The 16863-nt window shown below is 53.4% G+C and carries 14 protein-coding genes and 1 tRNA gene; 4 read left to right on the forward strand and 11 right to left on the reverse strand.

Annotation, left to right across the window (positions count from 1 at the left end):
* Positions 1 to 104: 104 nt before the first annotated feature.
* On the reverse strand, positions 105 to 2216 hold the full coding sequence (locus tag HMPREF2785_RS11730; protein ID WP_141750608.1) for a hypothetical protein: 2112 nt from the start codon (positions 2214 to 2216) through the stop codon (positions 105 to 107).
* Positions 2217 to 2366: 150 nt separating this feature from the next.
* Between HMPREF2785_RS11730 and HMPREF2785_RS01060 the strand changes: the two genes are divergently transcribed.
* Both HMPREF2785_RS01060 and HMPREF2785_RS11450 read left to right on the forward strand, forming a co-directional pair.
* Complete coding sequence (locus HMPREF2785_RS01060; RefSeq protein WP_141750609.1) at positions 2367 to 3311, forward strand: ABC transporter permease; 945 nt, start codon at positions 2367 to 2369, stop codon at positions 3309 to 3311.
* Complete coding sequence (locus HMPREF2785_RS11450) at positions 3295 to 4101, forward strand: ABC transporter ATP-binding protein (RefSeq protein ID WP_083308815.1); 807 nt, start codon at positions 3295 to 3297, stop codon at positions 4099 to 4101. The genes HMPREF2785_RS01060 and HMPREF2785_RS11450 overlap by 17 nt, the downstream gene beginning before the upstream one ends.
* On the opposite strand, the gene HMPREF2785_RS11735 is transcribed toward HMPREF2785_RS11450, so the two are convergent.
* On the reverse strand, positions 4098 to 5066 hold the full coding sequence (locus HMPREF2785_RS11735) for a hypothetical protein (protein ID WP_141750610.1): 969 nt from the start codon (positions 5064 to 5066) through the stop codon (positions 4098 to 4100). The genes HMPREF2785_RS11450 and HMPREF2785_RS11735 overlap by 4 nt on opposite strands.
* A gap of 26 nt (positions 5067 to 5092) precedes the next feature.
* Here HMPREF2785_RS11735 and HMPREF2785_RS11740 point away from each other — a divergent pair, with 26 nt between their 5' ends.
* On the forward strand, positions 5093 to 7360 hold the full coding sequence (locus HMPREF2785_RS11740) for an alpha/beta hydrolase family protein (protein WP_141750611.1): 2268 nt from the start codon (positions 5093 to 5095) through the stop codon (positions 7358 to 7360).
* Here HMPREF2785_RS11740 and HMPREF2785_RS11455 read toward each other — a convergent pair.
* From HMPREF2785_RS11455 to HMPREF2785_RS01085, 6 genes are all read right to left on the reverse strand, one after another.
* Positions 7341 to 8864, reverse strand: a complete 1524-nt coding sequence (locus tag HMPREF2785_RS11455) for a glycosyltransferase family 4 protein (RefSeq protein ID WP_141750612.1) — start codon at positions 8862 to 8864, stop codon at positions 7341 to 7343. The two genes, HMPREF2785_RS11740 and HMPREF2785_RS11455, sit on opposite strands and share 20 nt — an antisense overlap.
* Positions 8861 to 10150, reverse strand: a complete 1290-nt coding sequence (locus HMPREF2785_RS11460; RefSeq protein ID WP_246818898.1) for a glycosyltransferase family 4 protein — start codon at positions 10148 to 10150, stop codon at positions 8861 to 8863. Before HMPREF2785_RS11460 ends, HMPREF2785_RS11455 begins: the two co-directional genes overlap by 4 nt.
* 46 nt (positions 10151 to 10196) lie before the next feature.
* Positions 10197 to 10270 (reverse strand) — tRNA-Ile (locus HMPREF2785_RS01070).
* A 71-nt stretch (positions 10271 to 10341) separates the two neighbouring features.
* The gene (wecB, locus tag HMPREF2785_RS01075) at positions 10342 to 11493 is read right to left on the reverse strand and encodes a non-hydrolyzing UDP-N-acetylglucosamine 2-epimerase (protein ID WP_070613932.1); all 1152 of its coding nucleotides are present in this window, start codon (positions 11491 to 11493) and stop codon (positions 10342 to 10344) included.
* Between the two features lie 92 nt (positions 11494 to 11585).
* Positions 11586 to 12521, reverse strand: coding sequence for a Ppx/GppA phosphatase family protein (locus HMPREF2785_RS01080; protein WP_070613933.1), 936 nt, complete (start codon positions 12519 to 12521; stop codon positions 11586 to 11588).
* On the reverse strand, positions 12518 to 13081 hold the full coding sequence (locus tag HMPREF2785_RS01085) for a DUF501 domain-containing protein (RefSeq protein ID WP_070613934.1): 564 nt from the start codon (positions 13079 to 13081) through the stop codon (positions 12518 to 12520). The genes HMPREF2785_RS01080 and HMPREF2785_RS01085 overlap by 4 nt, the downstream gene beginning before the upstream one ends.
* A gap of 128 nt (positions 13082 to 13209) precedes the next feature.
* On the opposite strand from HMPREF2785_RS01085, the gene HMPREF2785_RS01090 reads away from it, so the two are divergent.
* Positions 13210 to 13593, forward strand: coding sequence for a hypothetical protein (locus HMPREF2785_RS01090; RefSeq protein ID WP_070613936.1), 384 nt, complete (start codon positions 13210 to 13212; stop codon positions 13591 to 13593).
* A gap of 10 nt (positions 13594 to 13603) precedes the next feature.
* Here the strand turns inward: HMPREF2785_RS01090 and HMPREF2785_RS01095 are convergent, their stop codons facing one another.
* The 3 genes from HMPREF2785_RS01095 to eno all read right to left on the reverse strand — a co-directional run bounded on the left by HMPREF2785_RS01095 (position 13604) and on the right by eno (position 16833).
* Complete coding sequence (locus HMPREF2785_RS01095) at positions 13604 to 14272, reverse strand: septum formation initiator family protein (RefSeq protein WP_070613938.1); 669 nt, start codon at positions 14270 to 14272, stop codon at positions 13604 to 13606.
* Between the two features lie 285 nt (positions 14273 to 14557).
* Entirely contained in the window at positions 14558 to 15394 is an 837-nt protein-coding gene (locus HMPREF2785_RS01100) for a type IV toxin-antitoxin system AbiEi family antitoxin domain-containing protein (RefSeq protein ID WP_070613940.1), read from the reverse strand.
* Between the two features lie 161 nt (positions 15395 to 15555).
* Positions 15556 to 16833, reverse strand: a complete 1278-nt coding sequence (gene eno / locus HMPREF2785_RS01105; protein ID WP_070613942.1) for a phosphopyruvate hydratase — start codon at positions 16831 to 16833, stop codon at positions 15556 to 15558.
* Positions 16834 to 16863: the final 30 nt, after the last annotated feature.

Consider the following 16863-nt stretch of genomic DNA (forward strand, 5'->3'; position numbering starts at 1 on the left):
ACTGGAGACCCCTATTCACGATCACCCTTCTCGAATACTCCCGCTAGGGCCGCAGGATGGTACATCCATTTCGCTTTGACTTGTGCCCCACTGAAGCTGCCAACTCATCGCGAGACATCATCGACGCGAATCTCTTTCGTTTCAAACGCATCCGTCGCACTAGCAAATCGCGAGAACACCAAGATCCGAGTTGGCGCATGTCCACCAACGTCTACTCGTAAAAATCCATCCGGCTTGTACCATCTTGTATAGAACCGTTCATCACCTGCGAAGACGTAGAATGCGAATTCGACATGAGTAGCCTGGCCCTTAACCACTTTCGCATCTATCGTCAATGCCTTCCCGTCGAATATCGCGGTTGCCGCAACTTCAACCGGCTCCAGCGATTCTCTCAATCGATAGGGTTTTTGAGCCGGTGCAGGCACACTCGACCTGAGAGTTGCGCTTCTGCCGGTTTGAATCCCAAGGCTTGTATCAAACCGGAGGTCAGGCGCTATCCCCACCAAGGCATCTCTAATAGATGCCAATTTAGCAACTAAGATGCCCTTACCTGAGGCGTTCTCTTTTTCAAACCTATGTGCTAGCCATCGATCGATTGGGCCCGATAACACCCCTTTAAGCTCGGATACTTCCCTCAGCTCTGCTTTAATCTGATTAAACTGTGCAAGCAGCCAGATCTCCGACTGAAAAGCCTCTTGATCCGCTGAGCCATCGAGTGGCGTAATTCGTCGTGTAGCTCCGACTGTCTGTTTTGGTTCGATTACAGGACGAACTGTTGTTTCACGCCCAAAGTGCCGTGGCCATTCACCCGACTCAAACTCGACCGAATTTAGACCCGGGGCACAATGCTCGATGATGTCGAAAATTACTTTACCCTGCTCACGATCCTCACGATCGAGCAGAAGCGCAGCCTCATAGAATTCAGGTTGAGCGAGTGGCATCATGTTGTAACTATTAGAGATAGTCGCAGAACGGGCGGAGCCGTTGTGCCCACGATTCCTAAATTTGACATAGTGCCTGTCTATGGCGTCGTCAAAGAATTCATACTTGTCTAATTGAAGCTCTTTAATAAATCGTTCCTCAGCCAGCGAATGGAGTCCTTCACCGAAAAATGCTGCAGGGAACACTAACCGAAAAACCTCGCTAGCAATCTCTTTTGGTTGCGATTGCCCCCAGTTTAAATGACCGAGTCTAGGGTGCCCTCGAAAAAAACCTGCCCAATGTGTACGAAACGCCTCGCCTGCACCACCGTAAATATCAAAAAGCCGGTGTTCGTTCTTCACGACGATGTTACGAGGGGCATAGTGGAAATTGAAATTGGAACGATGACGCTGCCAATCAACCAAGCTTTCGTGTACTGGTATCGAACCACTTACTCCCGCACGTGGACGTGAGATCGGCAGCGAGTATTCGCACCGCAGATAGTTTGCGATACGGGCATCAGTCTTGAGAATTTTCGACGCAAACTCTGAGGTGGCACGCGCAGGATCAATAGAAAGAACTTCAGCGTGAGGTAAGAGTGCAGACGATGACAGCAATGCTAATACCGCCCTTGAGTCCCTTCCTCCGGAGAGACGGAGCTGCACCTGATCATCACCAGAAATACCCCCTGCGACACGATCCAGGACCTGGCGCGCTTTTTCGACACCCTTTTTGATCAATTCATCATAGCGGCTGCCGGAGCTTAGATTAGGAACAAGTCGCCAACCGTCTAACGAAATCTCCAGAAAATACCCTTGCTCTACTAGTTTTACCCGTTCATCGGGTGTCGCCTGACTAAAAACTGTCTGGGCAAAGGTACTAGTTGATCCCAGCATCGAAGCGACATTGACCGGATCTATGTGGTTTGATACCCCCGGCAACAACGAAGTCAAAGCTGGGAACGAATTAGAAACGTAAAGGTCAACGTGGCCCTCATTGTTTTCTATTTCTGCAAGATATACCGGGCTAAACCCCATCGGGTCACTCAAAACAATGTAGCGATCATCGGTACCGTCTTTAAAGACAGAAAACCACTCGCCACTGGGTGGATTCTGTATCCATCCGTAATCTCCAACCCCGCCTTTTCTATCGCCCCCATAAGCGACCCCCGCAAACAAAACTTGATGCCACCGCCCCCTCGTTATACCTGAGGAAGTCGAATTTCGGCCTCGAACATCTCGAAAGACTGCTACAGCGGTTTCTGACCTATTGAATCCCTCGTCATATTCAAACAACTAAAAGCACCTCTACTTACAACCCTCTGAAATAGCCCAACAGCAAAATTCGATTTCTATCTGTCATTGCAATAGCCTTAGCTCTCATCGCACCTAAGGGGCCAAGGCTAAACACTGTAGGCTCGCCAGATTACCGGAGGAGTTAACGAAGTGAAGAGCTTTCATCGTCTCCGAAAGATAACCGTTCAAAATGAGGACCAAGAAAAACCCCTACTGCGCGAACGGTATCCCAGTGGCGGCAAAAGCGAAGTCGTCGAAGTAGATCTTAGCCACCTCTATCCAGTCTCTTCACGCCCGTCATTACAGGATTACACTAAGCAGCTCTTTTCATTTCGCTACTTTCTAATCTCACACGCCCGGAGTCAGTCCTTTAGCACTGGCCGTGGAACACTACTAGGCCGGGTGTGGATGATTCTGGATCCCTTATTCCAAGTGCTGATGTACGCCCTCGTTTTTGGGCTCATCCTCCATGTTTCGAGAGGCATCGATAACTTCATTGGGTTCCTCGCGATCGGCGTAACGTATTTTCGGTTTTTGAGCGCTGGACTAACTAACGGTGTGGGCGTTATCCAACGAAACCGATCCTTAATTACCTCTTTTAATTTCCCGAGAGTTGCTATCCCTCTTAGCACCAGCCTCCGGAGCTTTTTCGATAATTCCATACCGGGCCTCGTCGCGATCATCGTCGCACTAGCATTTCAGTACCAAGACCCCATCCACTGGACCCTGCTGCTTGTACCTTTTTTCTATTGCCTCATCCATATTTTTGCCGCAGGGCTAACCATGATCATTGCGAGAATCGCATCTCTCATACCAGACACTCGATCATTGGTTCGCGTGTTCACCCAAGGTTTGTTTTTCCTTTCGGGCGTATTCTTTCCGCTCTCCCGGTTTGCGGAAGGATCAACCCTGCAGATGATCATGAAACTGAATCCGTTTTTTCAATATCTAGAAGTCACTCGCAACGCAACTCTGTACGGATCCGCGCCCTCCCTAGCGCAGTGGCTTTACATCATCGCATGGTCATTCCTGACATTTTTGGTTGGCTTTGTATTCTTCTGGCGCAAAGAGGCTCGGTATGCAGTCGTTAAATAACCCCACAGTAGTTGTAGACCGTGTTTCCAAAGTCTATGAAATAGCCCCTGACGGCGAAAGCTATACCGTTCCGTGGAAAACGAACAAGCTGGTTCCAGCAGTCAACCCCTTGTCTTTCGTTGCTCACCCGGGCGAATCGATCGGTATCCTCGGTCGAAATGGCTCCGGAAAGTCCACCCTTATTTCTATGATCGCAGGGAATGAAGCTCCTACAACAGGAGAAGTGTATGTTTCAGCAAAACCTTCACTCTTAAGTGTTTCCGCCGCGCTCCAGCCACAATTAACCGGCGCGGACAATGTGCGGCTTGGGTTACTCGCTAAAGGCCTTTCCCCTGCAGAAGTTGATGAATTGGCACCATCTGTAGCAAATTGGGCAGATATTGGGGAAGCAATCGATAGGCCTCTGCACACCTATTCCTCGGGCATGGGCGCACGCCTTAAGTTCGCCATCGCTACAGCGGTACGCCCCAAAATTCTGCTACTAGACGAGGCGCTCGCCACCGGCGACGCTACATTTAATGAGCGAGCAAAGGAACGAATGAATGGTTTTCTCAACGGAGCATCGACCGTATTCCTCGTGTCTCACTCAGCGAGTGCGATTCGTAACCATTGCACGAGAGCCCTTTGGCTGCATGATGGCTCTTTAATTGCAGATATGTCGGCGAAAGAAGCAGTTAAATGGTATGTCAAGTGGTCCAGAGCAGTAGTCGACGGAAAACACAACGATGCCGAACATATCATTCGATCGCTTGCATGGACCCATAAAGAAACTAAGATCAAGATTCATTAGTTGTCAGTTGAAGATAATACACTTGAATACGCTGTACTCCTGCGTAGCACTTCGGAGGCAGCCACTCCGTTTTCAACTTCTCGACTAAAGGTGAGATTGATCCATTCCCCCTTACTTCCTACAGCTCCGCTTAGAAAGTGGTCGAGAATGGCCCTGGAAGGCGCACGGTGTCCCGCACCCCACTCCCCTAGGACTAGTCCAAACTGACGGTTAGGGAGTGCAGCCTCATTAAGGAATGGCACCAAATGGTGCTTCACATGCGACGTATCGCCCAGGTTTTGCAGATAAAGCACAGTAGTGTCGATTTCCTTCGAATAGGTCTTGGTTAGATCGAACTCGACAGGCATGCTTTCTAGAGGTTTTCCATTCCAAGCTGCATCGCGATAACTCTCAACAGCCGGTGGCCAATAACGATTAATGTTCGTTTGAGGATTAACACACATCACCAGGCTGCTGGGAAACTGCGCGCCAAAAAATAGCGCAGCGAAACCGCCCCCGGAAGCGCCGAAGAACAGTTTTGCAATTTCTCCATCTCTATGTGCAAAATGGCGCTCTAGCAAAGCAGTGAGATCGATTTGCAGCGAACGGTTTAGATCACCGGCAAACCATCCCAGGTTGAGACCAAAATCTAATATCGGATCTGACACAAAGATTCCGTTTACATCAAGTTGATCGAGCATATTTACTCCAGTGAACACCGGTTTCGTGACCCCGTCAGTTCCCACCGCAGCATGAAAACTCACAACGGTCTGCTCAGCCCCCTTGTCCACGAAGGCTATATACAAATGACCCGCACCATACCGAATCTTTGAGATGCCACTGGGCAGCTTAGAAACTGCTTCAACATGATCAAAGCAGTGCACTGGACCAATTTGTGCGTAGGTTGCTAAATTTTCTCTATACCTCACATGCGACAGGTTACCTGCTAGCCTCTGATCAATTAGAAAAACAAACGTGTCGCCCATACACGCCAAATCGAGGACGTAATTCTATGACGATGAAGTATTTTGTATCTGCAGAGACCATTTTCTGTGACTATGAATCTGACCCAGAGATTCTGGACAAGTACTTCTCACGCTGGATTCACTCACTTCGATCGGTTGCGAACATCACCATTCCCGATGGCGTCTTTTTTAGACACTTCCTCTACATTTCTTCAGATAAACTTGAATTTGCAGCAAAACTGCGCGACATTCTCAACGCTTTGCCGGATTCACAAAAAACTCGCTTCGTTATCGTTCCATACGATCATCCAGAAGGAGGCTATGGATACGACGAAGACTCACATCCTGACCAATACAAGAATCCGAACAAGAGTGCGCCGAACCGAGATCGCTTATTCGAACGTGCTCTAAGTCTAGAGTCGGTCCCAGAGTGGGAACGTTCAATCCGACTCACCCTTGATGATGACGACCTTTGGGCCCCCTGGCATCTATCTGAAATCGTAAGGGCCGCCGATTTGGCTTACGATCCCGACAAAGTAGTCGGCGTCGGCCTTGAAAACGCCATAATTGCATACATCGATAAGCGAGTTGCTGACATAGTCGGGCTAAACAAGGCCATGAATGGCAATAAGTTCTATGTTTCAGATAACAAAAAGTGGTCGCTTCAAACACGACTTAGTCCTTGGAGTATTCCCGAATCATTTGACCCAAAAAATTCGACTAGGATGTCGAAAGCCGGAGTCACATTAACCCGAATCTCAGGTAACCGCCCAGGATGGGTTTACGGGCGATGGGGCACAAACCTCTCGGGACGAGAAAAACACCGCTACTACTCAAAGAAGCAGGCCTCATTCAGCTTTTCAGATGTAAGCGAGATATTCGAAAAGTCCGCACACAGCTCAGACAAGAATCTATCACTTGCAATCGAGAGGGTCTCTTCTCCACAACCGGTCGATAGAAATCAAAGCCTGCGGATTTTTGTCCCCAGCAGTTTCCTCAAAGGAAACGGCGATCTGTTTGCCGTATTCCGCACTCCGGATGGTCGAGACCAGAAGATTTTCAAAATCCAGCGCGGAAAGACTATTGATCTTCCTCAGTCAGGTTTCCTCGACCAAAAAACTGATTGGGTCGGCCATATTCAGCTCCGGCCGAGTAATGGGCCACGAACCGAAGTCACGCCGAGAGCCAGGATCTCTGCCCTGAATTCACTCTTAACCGTGAGTCCCAATGACTTGGTGTCAAACGCGGTTCACTACTCCGAGCGTCAAGCGGCAACAATTCAATCCGGCTTTAGCTTAAGTAGCTGGTTGCTGAGACCGGATGTAGTGGACAAGGTCAAAACTCTCGCCACAGCAAACTATGAGCAAAACACGTTGGCCGTTGGTGAAAACCTTCTAAGATCTTTGATTGAATCAGATGAGCTGGTTACTGATTCATTAACTCATTCAGCACTTTCCTATGTATTTTCTCTAGCGTCCCTACACATCGGCGATACAGAAACAAGGATTCTGCCTGCGACCTCTTCCCACGAAGGAGAAGCGCCTACGCAGACGGTAAAATCTTTAGAAATCGAGTACGAAGTCGAGGCCTCCCCGGGAATGCCTCTCCTAGTATTTCTCCACGGTCGTAAGTCTGAAAAAGTCAAACTCCCATATCTGGTCGGAAGAGGGATGTCCGAAGGCCACCCTGTCTCCCGGTTGTCCATTTCTGACCCGAGCCTAAGACTCTCGAGCGAGAATACTATTTCTTGGTACGCAGGGAACGGGCAGCAAAAAGATCTACAGAAAAGGCTCGTTAGCCTCGTACGCGAAGTCGCAGATAAGAGTAAGGCATCCAGAATCGTCTTTGTAGGTGGATCCGCCGGCGGATACGCTGCGCTGGTACTTGCTACGCATTTCCCCGATTCTGTCGCCCTGATTTGGAACCCGCAGACCGATATTTTCCGCTACTACCAAAAATTCGTAAACCAGTTTGTGGATACTTGCTGGGGCGGGGACGCCTCTCTACTAAGAAACTCCGCCCAAACAACAGTCGTTGGTGCATTCAACAGCGCAGGGCCACAACCAACGATTCTTTATATGCAGGAGCCCACTGACACCCACCATGTACAGAACCACTTAACACCATTCATAAGTGAAGCGGATGACCTAGACAACATACTTGTTTACAACAAGCACTGGGGAGAAGGACATGTGCCTCCACCAAAGGAGTTTCTGCATGCGATGATCGACGTAGCAATCAGCGCTGACCCGCATGCTGGCGCACTATCGATGGGTTTCGTCCCGGGTTCAGTACTTATCGACCAGCGTCCATAAGGTGTGTCAATAATTCCTGGTAGATGACAGCGGCATGATCCCATGTTCGGGAGCTCGCCCACTCTCTGCCTCGGCTAACAAGACTACGATCTACCAGTGCGGTTTCAATCGCTTTTGCTAACGACCTGGGGTCCTCAGGCCGAAAATACTCAGCACAGTCTCCCGTGACTTCGCGGATCGCTGGGAGGTCAGATGCGACCACTGGGATCCCCATTGCCATCGCCTCCATGGCTTTTATCGGTGTCACTGTGCGACAAACCTCGAGATTTTTCCGTGGCACTACAAATAGATCGAGCGCAGCATACCAGTCCTGAATCTCGTCCCTCGGTTTCCGTCCAACAAAACGAACGCGATGGTTAATACGCATCTCCTGTGCTTTCCGCTGCAAGCTTGGCAAAGCAACACCATCGCCGACTATTAAAATATTGATGTCAGAAGGCAGATAAAGGATTGCGTCTAGGAGAGTATCTAACCCCTCATATTCAACAACAGAGGTTACGGTTCCTACCCATTTACCTTCAGGAAGTCCAAGCTTTTCTCTAGCACTTTCGTTACAGATGGTGTTTTCAAGCAACGAACCATCAACACAGTTGGGAACCACCCAAATTTTCGACGCTGGAACTCCTCGCTCAACGAGACTTTTCTTCGACACCTCGCTAAGGGTCGTGACAGCATTGCTTGCAAGCATTGCTTTGGTTTCCAGCGCGCGACGCTTCGAGTAGTATTCAGAATTCTTAGCGCGCTCTTTAAATCCCACAGGTACCCTAGTTAGCCACGTCTTCTCAGGCTCCCCTCGAACCTCATATATCCATGGGATTCCTAGCCGATCAGCAACCCGCGACACCACTAATGCATTACGGAAGTCTGTTGTTGTATATAAAACCGACGGATGAGTCTCTTCGGCAAGGCGAGTGAGCAGATCTACTTCTTCATTGAGGCGGATGCTAAGAGAAGCGTTGTGTTTCTTGGGTATAAGGCGAAAATATTTGATGGAGGAAACCAACTCCTGATGTGAGCGCGCTATCTTCCCTACATTTAGTGGGTAACCCAGACGAGTAGCTGCAAAAACCTCAATGCCGGCACCAGCGATCGCTTCAAAAACGTGCTGCGACCTGACTGAATACCCCGACAGCGTATGGGGAAGACTGTTCGTCACAAATGCCAGTATGCGACTATCGCTTCGTTTTTCCCCTGGGCCACCAGTGGCAGGCTCCATCGCCAGAAGGTTAATCTGTTCTATAACCCGTCGCCGCTCTATAAAGCTTGAATCATCAATCGTTAGCGCTCGACTCAGCTCTCCAATGCTTACTAAGAATTCAAATTCTGAGCGTGTACTGTTTCCCTTTGTGTCTCCCCCCATCCGCCACAACCATCTTTTGTCTGTTTGCCTCAGCCGTTCTTTCACCTGAGCTTTGAAGTGCTTCGGGTTAGACCAAAACATATGCATCGCTGCAGAGCAGAGATACCGAATAGTTCTAACGAAAAAAAATATGTTATTTTTCACGCGCCACCAGCAATCTCAAGTGTTTGAAGGAGTTTTTTCGGGCTGTTCTGATTGCGTTCTTGCAAGACCCACTCCCTAGCATCACTATCAGGTGTGAGCATGGTGCGAGATGAAGCCAATAAACTCCACAAATTAGCGAGACTTTCGGGATCTCCGGGAGCAACCACATGCCCAGCACCATTTTCTGTGATGATTCTTGCTGCTTCGCCTGATACGACTCCAGTGATATGGATTCCTAGGTCCATAAGTTCGTATGTCTTTGACGGCACGGATAAAGCAAGTGCGGGCCAGTCCGATAAGTGCACTAAGGCGGTGTCAGCCCATTCATAATGCTCACCTAACGAGTCAGACGGTCCACGAGATTGAAATTCCGCATCCAGTCCCAGCTGCTTGGCAGTCTTACGCAATTGCGCTTTGGCGGCGCCTGCGCCGACAAACCGAAAACTAATCGGTACGCCTCTATCCTCTGCTAGTTTCCCAGCCACAAGAGCATTTTCTAAATCTTGCGCTCTCCCAAGAGTTCCCGCGTACAGCACATTAAAGGTATGCTTCTCGCCCTGGCTTTCCTTCAGCAGATGGCGATTCTGACTGGAGTTAACCGGGAACACATTTCGGATTGAAACTACCGTATGTGCCTTATCTCGCGACCAACTCATGAGCTCTTTCTCGAGCCTCTCCCTATGATCTTCAGAGGTAACAGTCACTGCTGTGGCTTGAGCTAGAGATCTTTTGAGCACGCCTTTCACAACCCACTTAGCGAACTGCAATGGTCCTTTATTCAAGATTCGCTGATGCAATGAAATATGTCCAACGGATTCATTCCATCGGCGTGATTCCTCTAAAAGTTCGGGCCATGCGTCTCGCAGGTCAATAATGTAAGGCACACCCAGTACTAATGATGCAACGCGAGTTACAAAAGCGGTGGGAAGCGCGGGAACAGTTCCCACAATTAAGTTGGGCTTAAAACTAGATGATCTTCGTACTCGCGCTACTGTCGCAATTTGGCTTAGCGCCACAATGACCTGGTTGAGCGCTTTCCTTGCGATACCGTTTCCCCCGGGGAAAAAACCGGTACGAACCACCCCCTCTTCGGATGGAAAACAATCTGAGTACTTCCGACGCTTGAAGTTCTGGGATAACCATGATTTGACAGTTATCTTCGTCTCGTAGTGAGGAGGAGGCACCAAGGCAACAACCTCATGGCCAGCGCTCTTCAAAATTTCCGAGAACCACGACCATCTCCGTTGGGGAACACCGTTTTCAGGTTCCCAATACTGAGAAATCACTAGAATGTGCATTGGTCTAGGCCTCTGGATTCTGTCCAAGCTAACGTGGGGCCAGCGGGGCTCGAACCCGCGACCAGCGGATTATGAGTCCGCGGCTCTAACCGACTGAGCTATAGCCCCAAAACGGCAGTATCGCCTGAGTTACTATAGCGCGTTATTCCGCACAAGATAAACGCATCCCAACAAGTGGGTTACTCAGCAACAAATTCTTCAACCCGCTTTCCAACGGAAACGAGCTCTGCAATTGCTGCCACAGCTCGTTTCGCTGCCCGACCATCGCCGTAAGGATTAACTGCATTAGCCATTGCTTCATAAGCAGCTTGTTGATCCAACAGATTTTTTGCTTCTGCAACTATTCGGCCACGATCCGTGCCGACAAGCTTCACGGTTCCTGCCACTACCGCTTCAGGACGTTCGGTGTTCTCACGCATCACGAGCACCGGTTTGCCGAGCGACGGGGCTTCCTCCTGTACACCACCAGAGTCAGTAAGGACGAGGTACGCACGGCTCATCAACGCGGTGAACTGGTCATACGGCAGTGGGTCTGTGATTATGACGTTTGGTAGGTCCTGAACCTCAGGAAGGACGGCATCTCGCACCTTCGGATTAAGGTGCAACGGAAGAGTGAAGACATGGTCTGGGTAAGACTTCGCAAGCTCTTGAACCGCACCGCCGATCTCTTTCATCGCATCGAGATTCTCGCGACGATGAGTTGTTACCAGAACAAGCTTCTCGTCAGAATTACGAACCGCCTCCAAGCGCGGGTCATCAAACTTCACGTCCCATTTTGCTGCAGTCAGAAGGGCGTCAATGACAGTGTTTCCGGTGACCACAATGTCCTTGGTCCTGAAGTTCTCACGACGCAAGTTCTCACGCGATTCGCTTGTCGGGGCAAGGTGAAGTGACGCTACTTGACCAATGATCTTGCGATTGGCCTCCTCCGGGAACGGAGAGAAAATATTGCCGGTACGAAGTCCCGCTTCGAGGTGGACAATCTTCACACCTTTATGAAAACCGGCCAGGGCTGCAACCATTGCAGTAGAAGTATCGCCCTGGGAGATGATCACATCGGGCTGCTCTTTTTCAATAATCGGATCGAGGCCCTGGATGGCACGCGAAACCAACTCGTTAAGTGTTTGACCTGGCTTCATTAGAGCCATGTCATAATCCGGTGTGATACCGAACCGCCTGTTAACCTGCTCAAGCATCTCTCGATGCTGACCGGTGGAAACTACCACCGATTCAAATCGATCATCGTCCTGGAGGGCACTCACAACCGGCGCAACCTTGATCGCTTCCGGGCGCGTTCCATAGACGGTCATGATCTTAGGCTTGGTAGACATGCTTTCCTCGTGAGACTTAGGGACACAGGCGTACTCACTACAACTTAATACAAAGCAATTTCAATAGCGGCTTCGTATCCACTCAAGCGCGTTTACTTCGTCACTATCCTGGCGACAATCCCATCGAGAATGTCTTTCTCACTAACCACAATTCGGCTCGCATTTGCTTCGTGTTCGAAGGTGTCAATCAATGCTTCGACAACAGCAGAGCCGGCTGCAATGACGTCAGCACGCCCTGGGTGCACGACGGGGTTTGCTCGACGCTCGTCTGCAGTTTTGCTTCGAAGGTCTTCTGTAACCTCACGGATACGGTCAAAGGAAATCTCCGACATGTGGATCCGTTTCGGATCATAGGAATCGAGATCCTGAGCAAGCGCAGAGAGCGTCGTGAACGTCCCAGCACAGCCGACGAAAGTATTCGTCTGGGCAAACGGCACCACCTCTGCTCCTTCGGCGATCCGCTCATTGATGTAATCGCGGGCCGCAGCGGTCTCTTCTGCGGTGGGCGGATCGGTCCGCATGAACCGCTCGGTAATGCGCACGCACCCCATCTGGGTGGAAACTGCGTACAATTGGTCAGCGGTCTGCATGACAAACTCGGTCGATCCGCCGCCGAGGTCAATCACGCAAAAAGGCCCGCGTTCCGGGTCAAGGTCTGCCGTGGCACCGGCGAACGAAAGAGCCGCCTCCTCCTCACCAGAGATCACTTCAGCCTCAGCGCCAGGTTGGATCTTGCCGAGGGCGTCGCGAGTCATTGCGAAGAAGTCTTCGCGGTTGCCGGCGTCGCGAGTGGCGGAGGTGGCCACCATGCGTACGCGGGTGACGTTCTCACGCCGCATTTCGTCGACATAGTCCGCGAGTGCAACGCGGGTGCGTTCGATGGCTTCTGGCGCAAACTTGCCAGTCTCATCGACACCCTGGCCGAGGCGAACGATCGTATTGCGGCGGCACACTTCGCCGGTTTCGGTGTCGTGGATGAGTAGACGGATGGAGTTGGTGCCGCAATCCACGGCGGCGACGCGGGTCACTGCAGCCCCTCCCCTGCTTCAGCAAGTGTGATGCCGAGATCCTCAAGAGTGGGCCAATCCTCCGGGATTGCGATGCCGCGCAGGTTGGCGTGTTCGGCGGCGAGGGCGACCGCCTCGGTGCCGAAGCGGACGCGCTCCGGGCCTTCGGCGAGCGCGTAGGCAATCAGCACGTGAAGGCACTTCACGCGCTCCGGCATACCACCGCCGGAAAATTCGGTGCCCAGGTCTTCGATGGCGTTGCGCTCTGCGAGGAAGTGTTCGTGGGCGGCTTGGTAGTCGCGTCGTAAAGCTTCGCCGTCGTCGGAATCGGCGTTGAGGCGGGCTTCCATCCACTTCATCACCTGTGCCACCTCGAGGCGTGACGCTTCGGCGGTAAGGCGTGGATCGGTGAGGTAGTAGAGGGTGGGGAACGGGGTGCCGTCGTCAAGTTTTGGCGCCGTTTTCACCACAGCCGGCTGATCGTCGGGAGTGGTGTAGGCAATCGCGAGGACACCGCGAGGGGTGCGGCCGAGCTGCTCAGCGACAACGGCGAGCTGTTCATCGGTGGGAGGAGTATGCATGAGGCCCATTGTTTCATGAACCACAATCCACCACGGCGTTGAAGGGGTTGGCTGACCCGGATTGGGGCACCTCGAGGTTATTTGTCATTATTTAACAGACTGCTCCTCGAGAAAGGTTGACTAATAAGATGAGCGTTCCTGCGTTGCATCCCGGCGCGCTGCCAACCCCTGAATTCCCGTTGGTGTCAACCGGCACGGAGACCCGCCACTTGATGCCACCTCCCCCACTGCACGGCGCACATACGGTGGCTACAGCCGGGTACATCCAGGCGGTAACGCGCATTCTGAAGAACGGACCGCTAACAGCAAGCCCCGGCGTGTACTGGACCGAAGACCAGGTGTTGCACACTGCTGATGGAACGGTGATTGCTCATAATCTGGACGAGCTCGCCCAAATTGTTCAGGCGCTAGGGCTGAGCGATGGTGTGCGTGTGCAATGGTCCGCAGTTAACCATGCAGAACTTGCTCCGCGGATGCTGGTGAAAAGCCGGGAACTCGGGTTTATCAACTAGCGTCTTCGCGCTACTGTGCAGGAGCGTCAGGTGCAGGCGGTTCAGCAGGAGCCTCACCGGCTGGTTGTGCCGACTGTTCTGCGCCCGCTGGCGCCTCCGGTTGCGGGGCGTCGGGTTGTGGCGCTTCTTGCTCGGGTACTTCACTCTCGGGCGCCTCGGATTCAGGCGTCTCTAGAACCTCTACCTCTGGAATCGCGCGGAGTGAATCCCACAGCACCTCGGACCACTCGCGATCGTCCGGGATTTCGTCGGCGGCGGTGGTGATGTTGTCGGGGGCGGACATGCGCGGATCAAGGATCCGCCAGACGGCCTCCCCTTCCTCCACCACACCGAGGCGACGACGTGCTTCTTGGCGCATAAAGGCATCGTCTTCGTACATGGCAATGTCGCTTTCAAGCGCCTGCTTGCGTGCCTCCAAGCGTTCGATGGATTCCTGGGCGCGGGCGATCTCGGCGCGACCCTCGTAGTAGTTCCGAAGCGGGGCGGCAATGGCCAGCAACACCAGCAGGACAACGCTGATCAGGATGACCACGCTCGCCATGTCTTGCTTTGGAAACACGCGCGCCCGCCTCATGCGGGAGCGTTGCTTGCGCTCGCGGGCGCGCTCGGCCCGCTCCGCGTCACGGCTGGCGACGGGCACCGTGTGCGACTTGCGGGGACGTGGCGGGCGCTTCTTCATAGGTAATCAGTCTAGATGCGCTTGAGGATTTCGCGGACTGCGGCGCGGCCAGCGGAGCGGTCACGGGGTCGTCGATACGCTTGCTGCAACGCTCGGCGACCGCGGCCTCGACAGTGAGGCAGGGGAACATGATGCCCAATACGTACGGATTTATCGCCGACTTCGCGTATCGGGATCCCACCGGGCTGCGGAGAGTTCTCCAGCAAGCGCTGGGTTGAGCACTTCCGATACAAATGCCGTCGCCTGAGCGAAATCGTGGTGCTTCACGGGCAGACCGTCTCACGCCTACTTGTCGCCATTGCCCACCTGCCATGCGATCTCTTGCATTTGCTTGCGAAGCGGCTCCATTTGTTCAGCGAATCGCGCGCTGATGATCGCCATGCTCTCCTCAAGACTCTTAAATACGCTCGGGTCAATTGATACGCGTTCAACGGCGTGGCCAATGAGCGCGAGGCGATTGCGCCACTCCGCGCTGTCTTCCACAGAAGACGCTTCAGCGCTTAGCTCGGCGACCAATTGTTTGCCGGTCTTCGCCTCGTAGTAGCGGGCTGAAGGGGCGAGCTTGCTCGCGAGGTCGTCGATACGCACGCCCTCCTTCCGGAGAGCATCCGCGACAAGGTCTGCTAGGTACCCGCGCTCAATCTTGGCCTCGGCCAAATCACCAACGGTGCGCGCGACACTGGTCACCGGCAACCCGTCTACTGACACGATGTCCTCCTCAGGAAGATCACGACGGGTGCGGATGCGGACTCCTTGCTGCCGTGTTTGCTTCGTACCCTCAGTGGAGAAGGTCAGCTTCGGTGGGACGAGGCGGCCGATCCCGTGGATGAGAGCAGCCGACTCGTGCGAGACCACCACGGGCTGCTCCTCCTCCCAGCGCTCATCGATGAACTTCTTTGGCTCGAGAGATAGCCACGCCGCCCGAATCTCATCGTGGGGTCCACCTTGATGGGACGGCAGCAGGTAGACACCATGCCGCGCTCGGTCAAGATCACCACGCTCCACGAGGCGGGACAGCTGCAGGCGTTCAATCCCCTCCCGTCCCGCTTGGCCAGTGGTGACGATCCCCCACTGGTCCGAGGCGACCATCTCTAAGGTGGCTAACACATCTGCACGCTTCACCGACCCCTCCTTTTGCGTTTATATCCGTGATTGCGGACGATTGTATCATTCAAGGCGATACAATCGTCCGTTTGTTTCGATACAAACGTCAGATTTGGACATAAAGAAACGGCCCCGCACCGAAGACGGGGCGGGGCCGGGCCGTAGCGGTGAGCTACTACCTACTTCTTAAAGCGCGGGAAGGCGTCGCGGCCGGCGTAGACGGCGGCGTCGCCAAGCACCTGCTCAATACGCAGCAACTGGTTGTACTTCGCCACACGCTCGGAACGAGCCGGAGCACCGGTCTTGATCTGACCGCAAGACAGGGCGACGGCGAGATCCGCGATGGTGGTGTCCTCGGTCTCGCCGGAACGGTGCGACATCATCGTGCGGAAGCCATTGCGGTGCGCCAGCTCGACGGCGTCGAAGGTCTCGGTGAGGGTACCGATCTGGTTCACCTTGACCAGCAGGGCGTTTGCGGCGCCCTTCTCGATGCCCTCGGCGAGGCGCTTCGGGTTGGTGACAAAGAGGTCGTCGCCGACGATCTGGACCTTGTCGCCAAGCTTCTCGGTCAGGGCGACGTAGCCGTCCCAGTCGTTCTCATCCAGCGGGTCCTCGATGGAGACGATCGGGTACTGCTCCACCAGGTCCGCGTACACCTGGATCATTTCCTCGGCGGAGTGCTTGCCGCCCTCGAAGTTGTAGGTGCCGTTTTCGTAGAACTCGGAGGAAGCGACGTCGAGGGCGAGCGCGACATCGCTACCAAGCTTGTAGCCCGCCTTCTCAACAGCCTCGACGATCAGGTCGAGGGCGGCCTTGGTGGAGTCGACGGACGGGGCGAAACCGCCCTCGTCGCCAAGACCCGTGGACAGGCCCTTGGACTTAATCACGGACTTCAGCGCGTGGTAGACCTCAGTGCCCATGCGCAGCGCCTCGGCGAAGGTTTCCGCGCCGATCGGGGCGATCATGAACTCCTGGACGTCCACACCGGAGTCGGCGTGTGCGCCACCGTTGAGGATGTTCATCATCGGCACCGGAAGGGTGTGCGCGTTCGGGCCGCCGATGTAGCGGAACAGCGGCAGTTCGGCAGCCTCAGCGGCAGCCTTCGCCACAGCCATGGACACACCCAGCAAGGCGTTCGCGCCCAGGTTCTTCTTGTTGTCGGTGCCGTCGAGCTCGATCATCGTGTTGTCGATCAGACGCTGATCATCCGCCTCAAACGCGATCAGGGCATCCGCGATGGTCTCGTTGACGTTCTCAACAGCCTTGAGGACACCCTTGCCGTCGTAGCGGTCGTCGCCATCGCGAAGCTCGTGAGCCTCATGCTCACCCGTCGACGCACCCGACGGCACCGCAGCCTGGCCATGCGAGCCATCCGACAACAGCGCTTCCACCTCCACGGTCGGGTTACCGCGCGAATCCAGAATCTCGCGAGCAAAGATGTGCATGATGTCAGCCATGATGTCTCCTTAACGTGGATATAGGCGTGG

Origin of the sequence: Corynebacterium sp. HMSC067D03 (genome assembly GCF_001811185.1) — a bacterium.
GTDB lineage: Bacteria > Actinomycetota > Actinomycetes > Mycobacteriales > Mycobacteriaceae > Corynebacterium > Corynebacterium coyleae.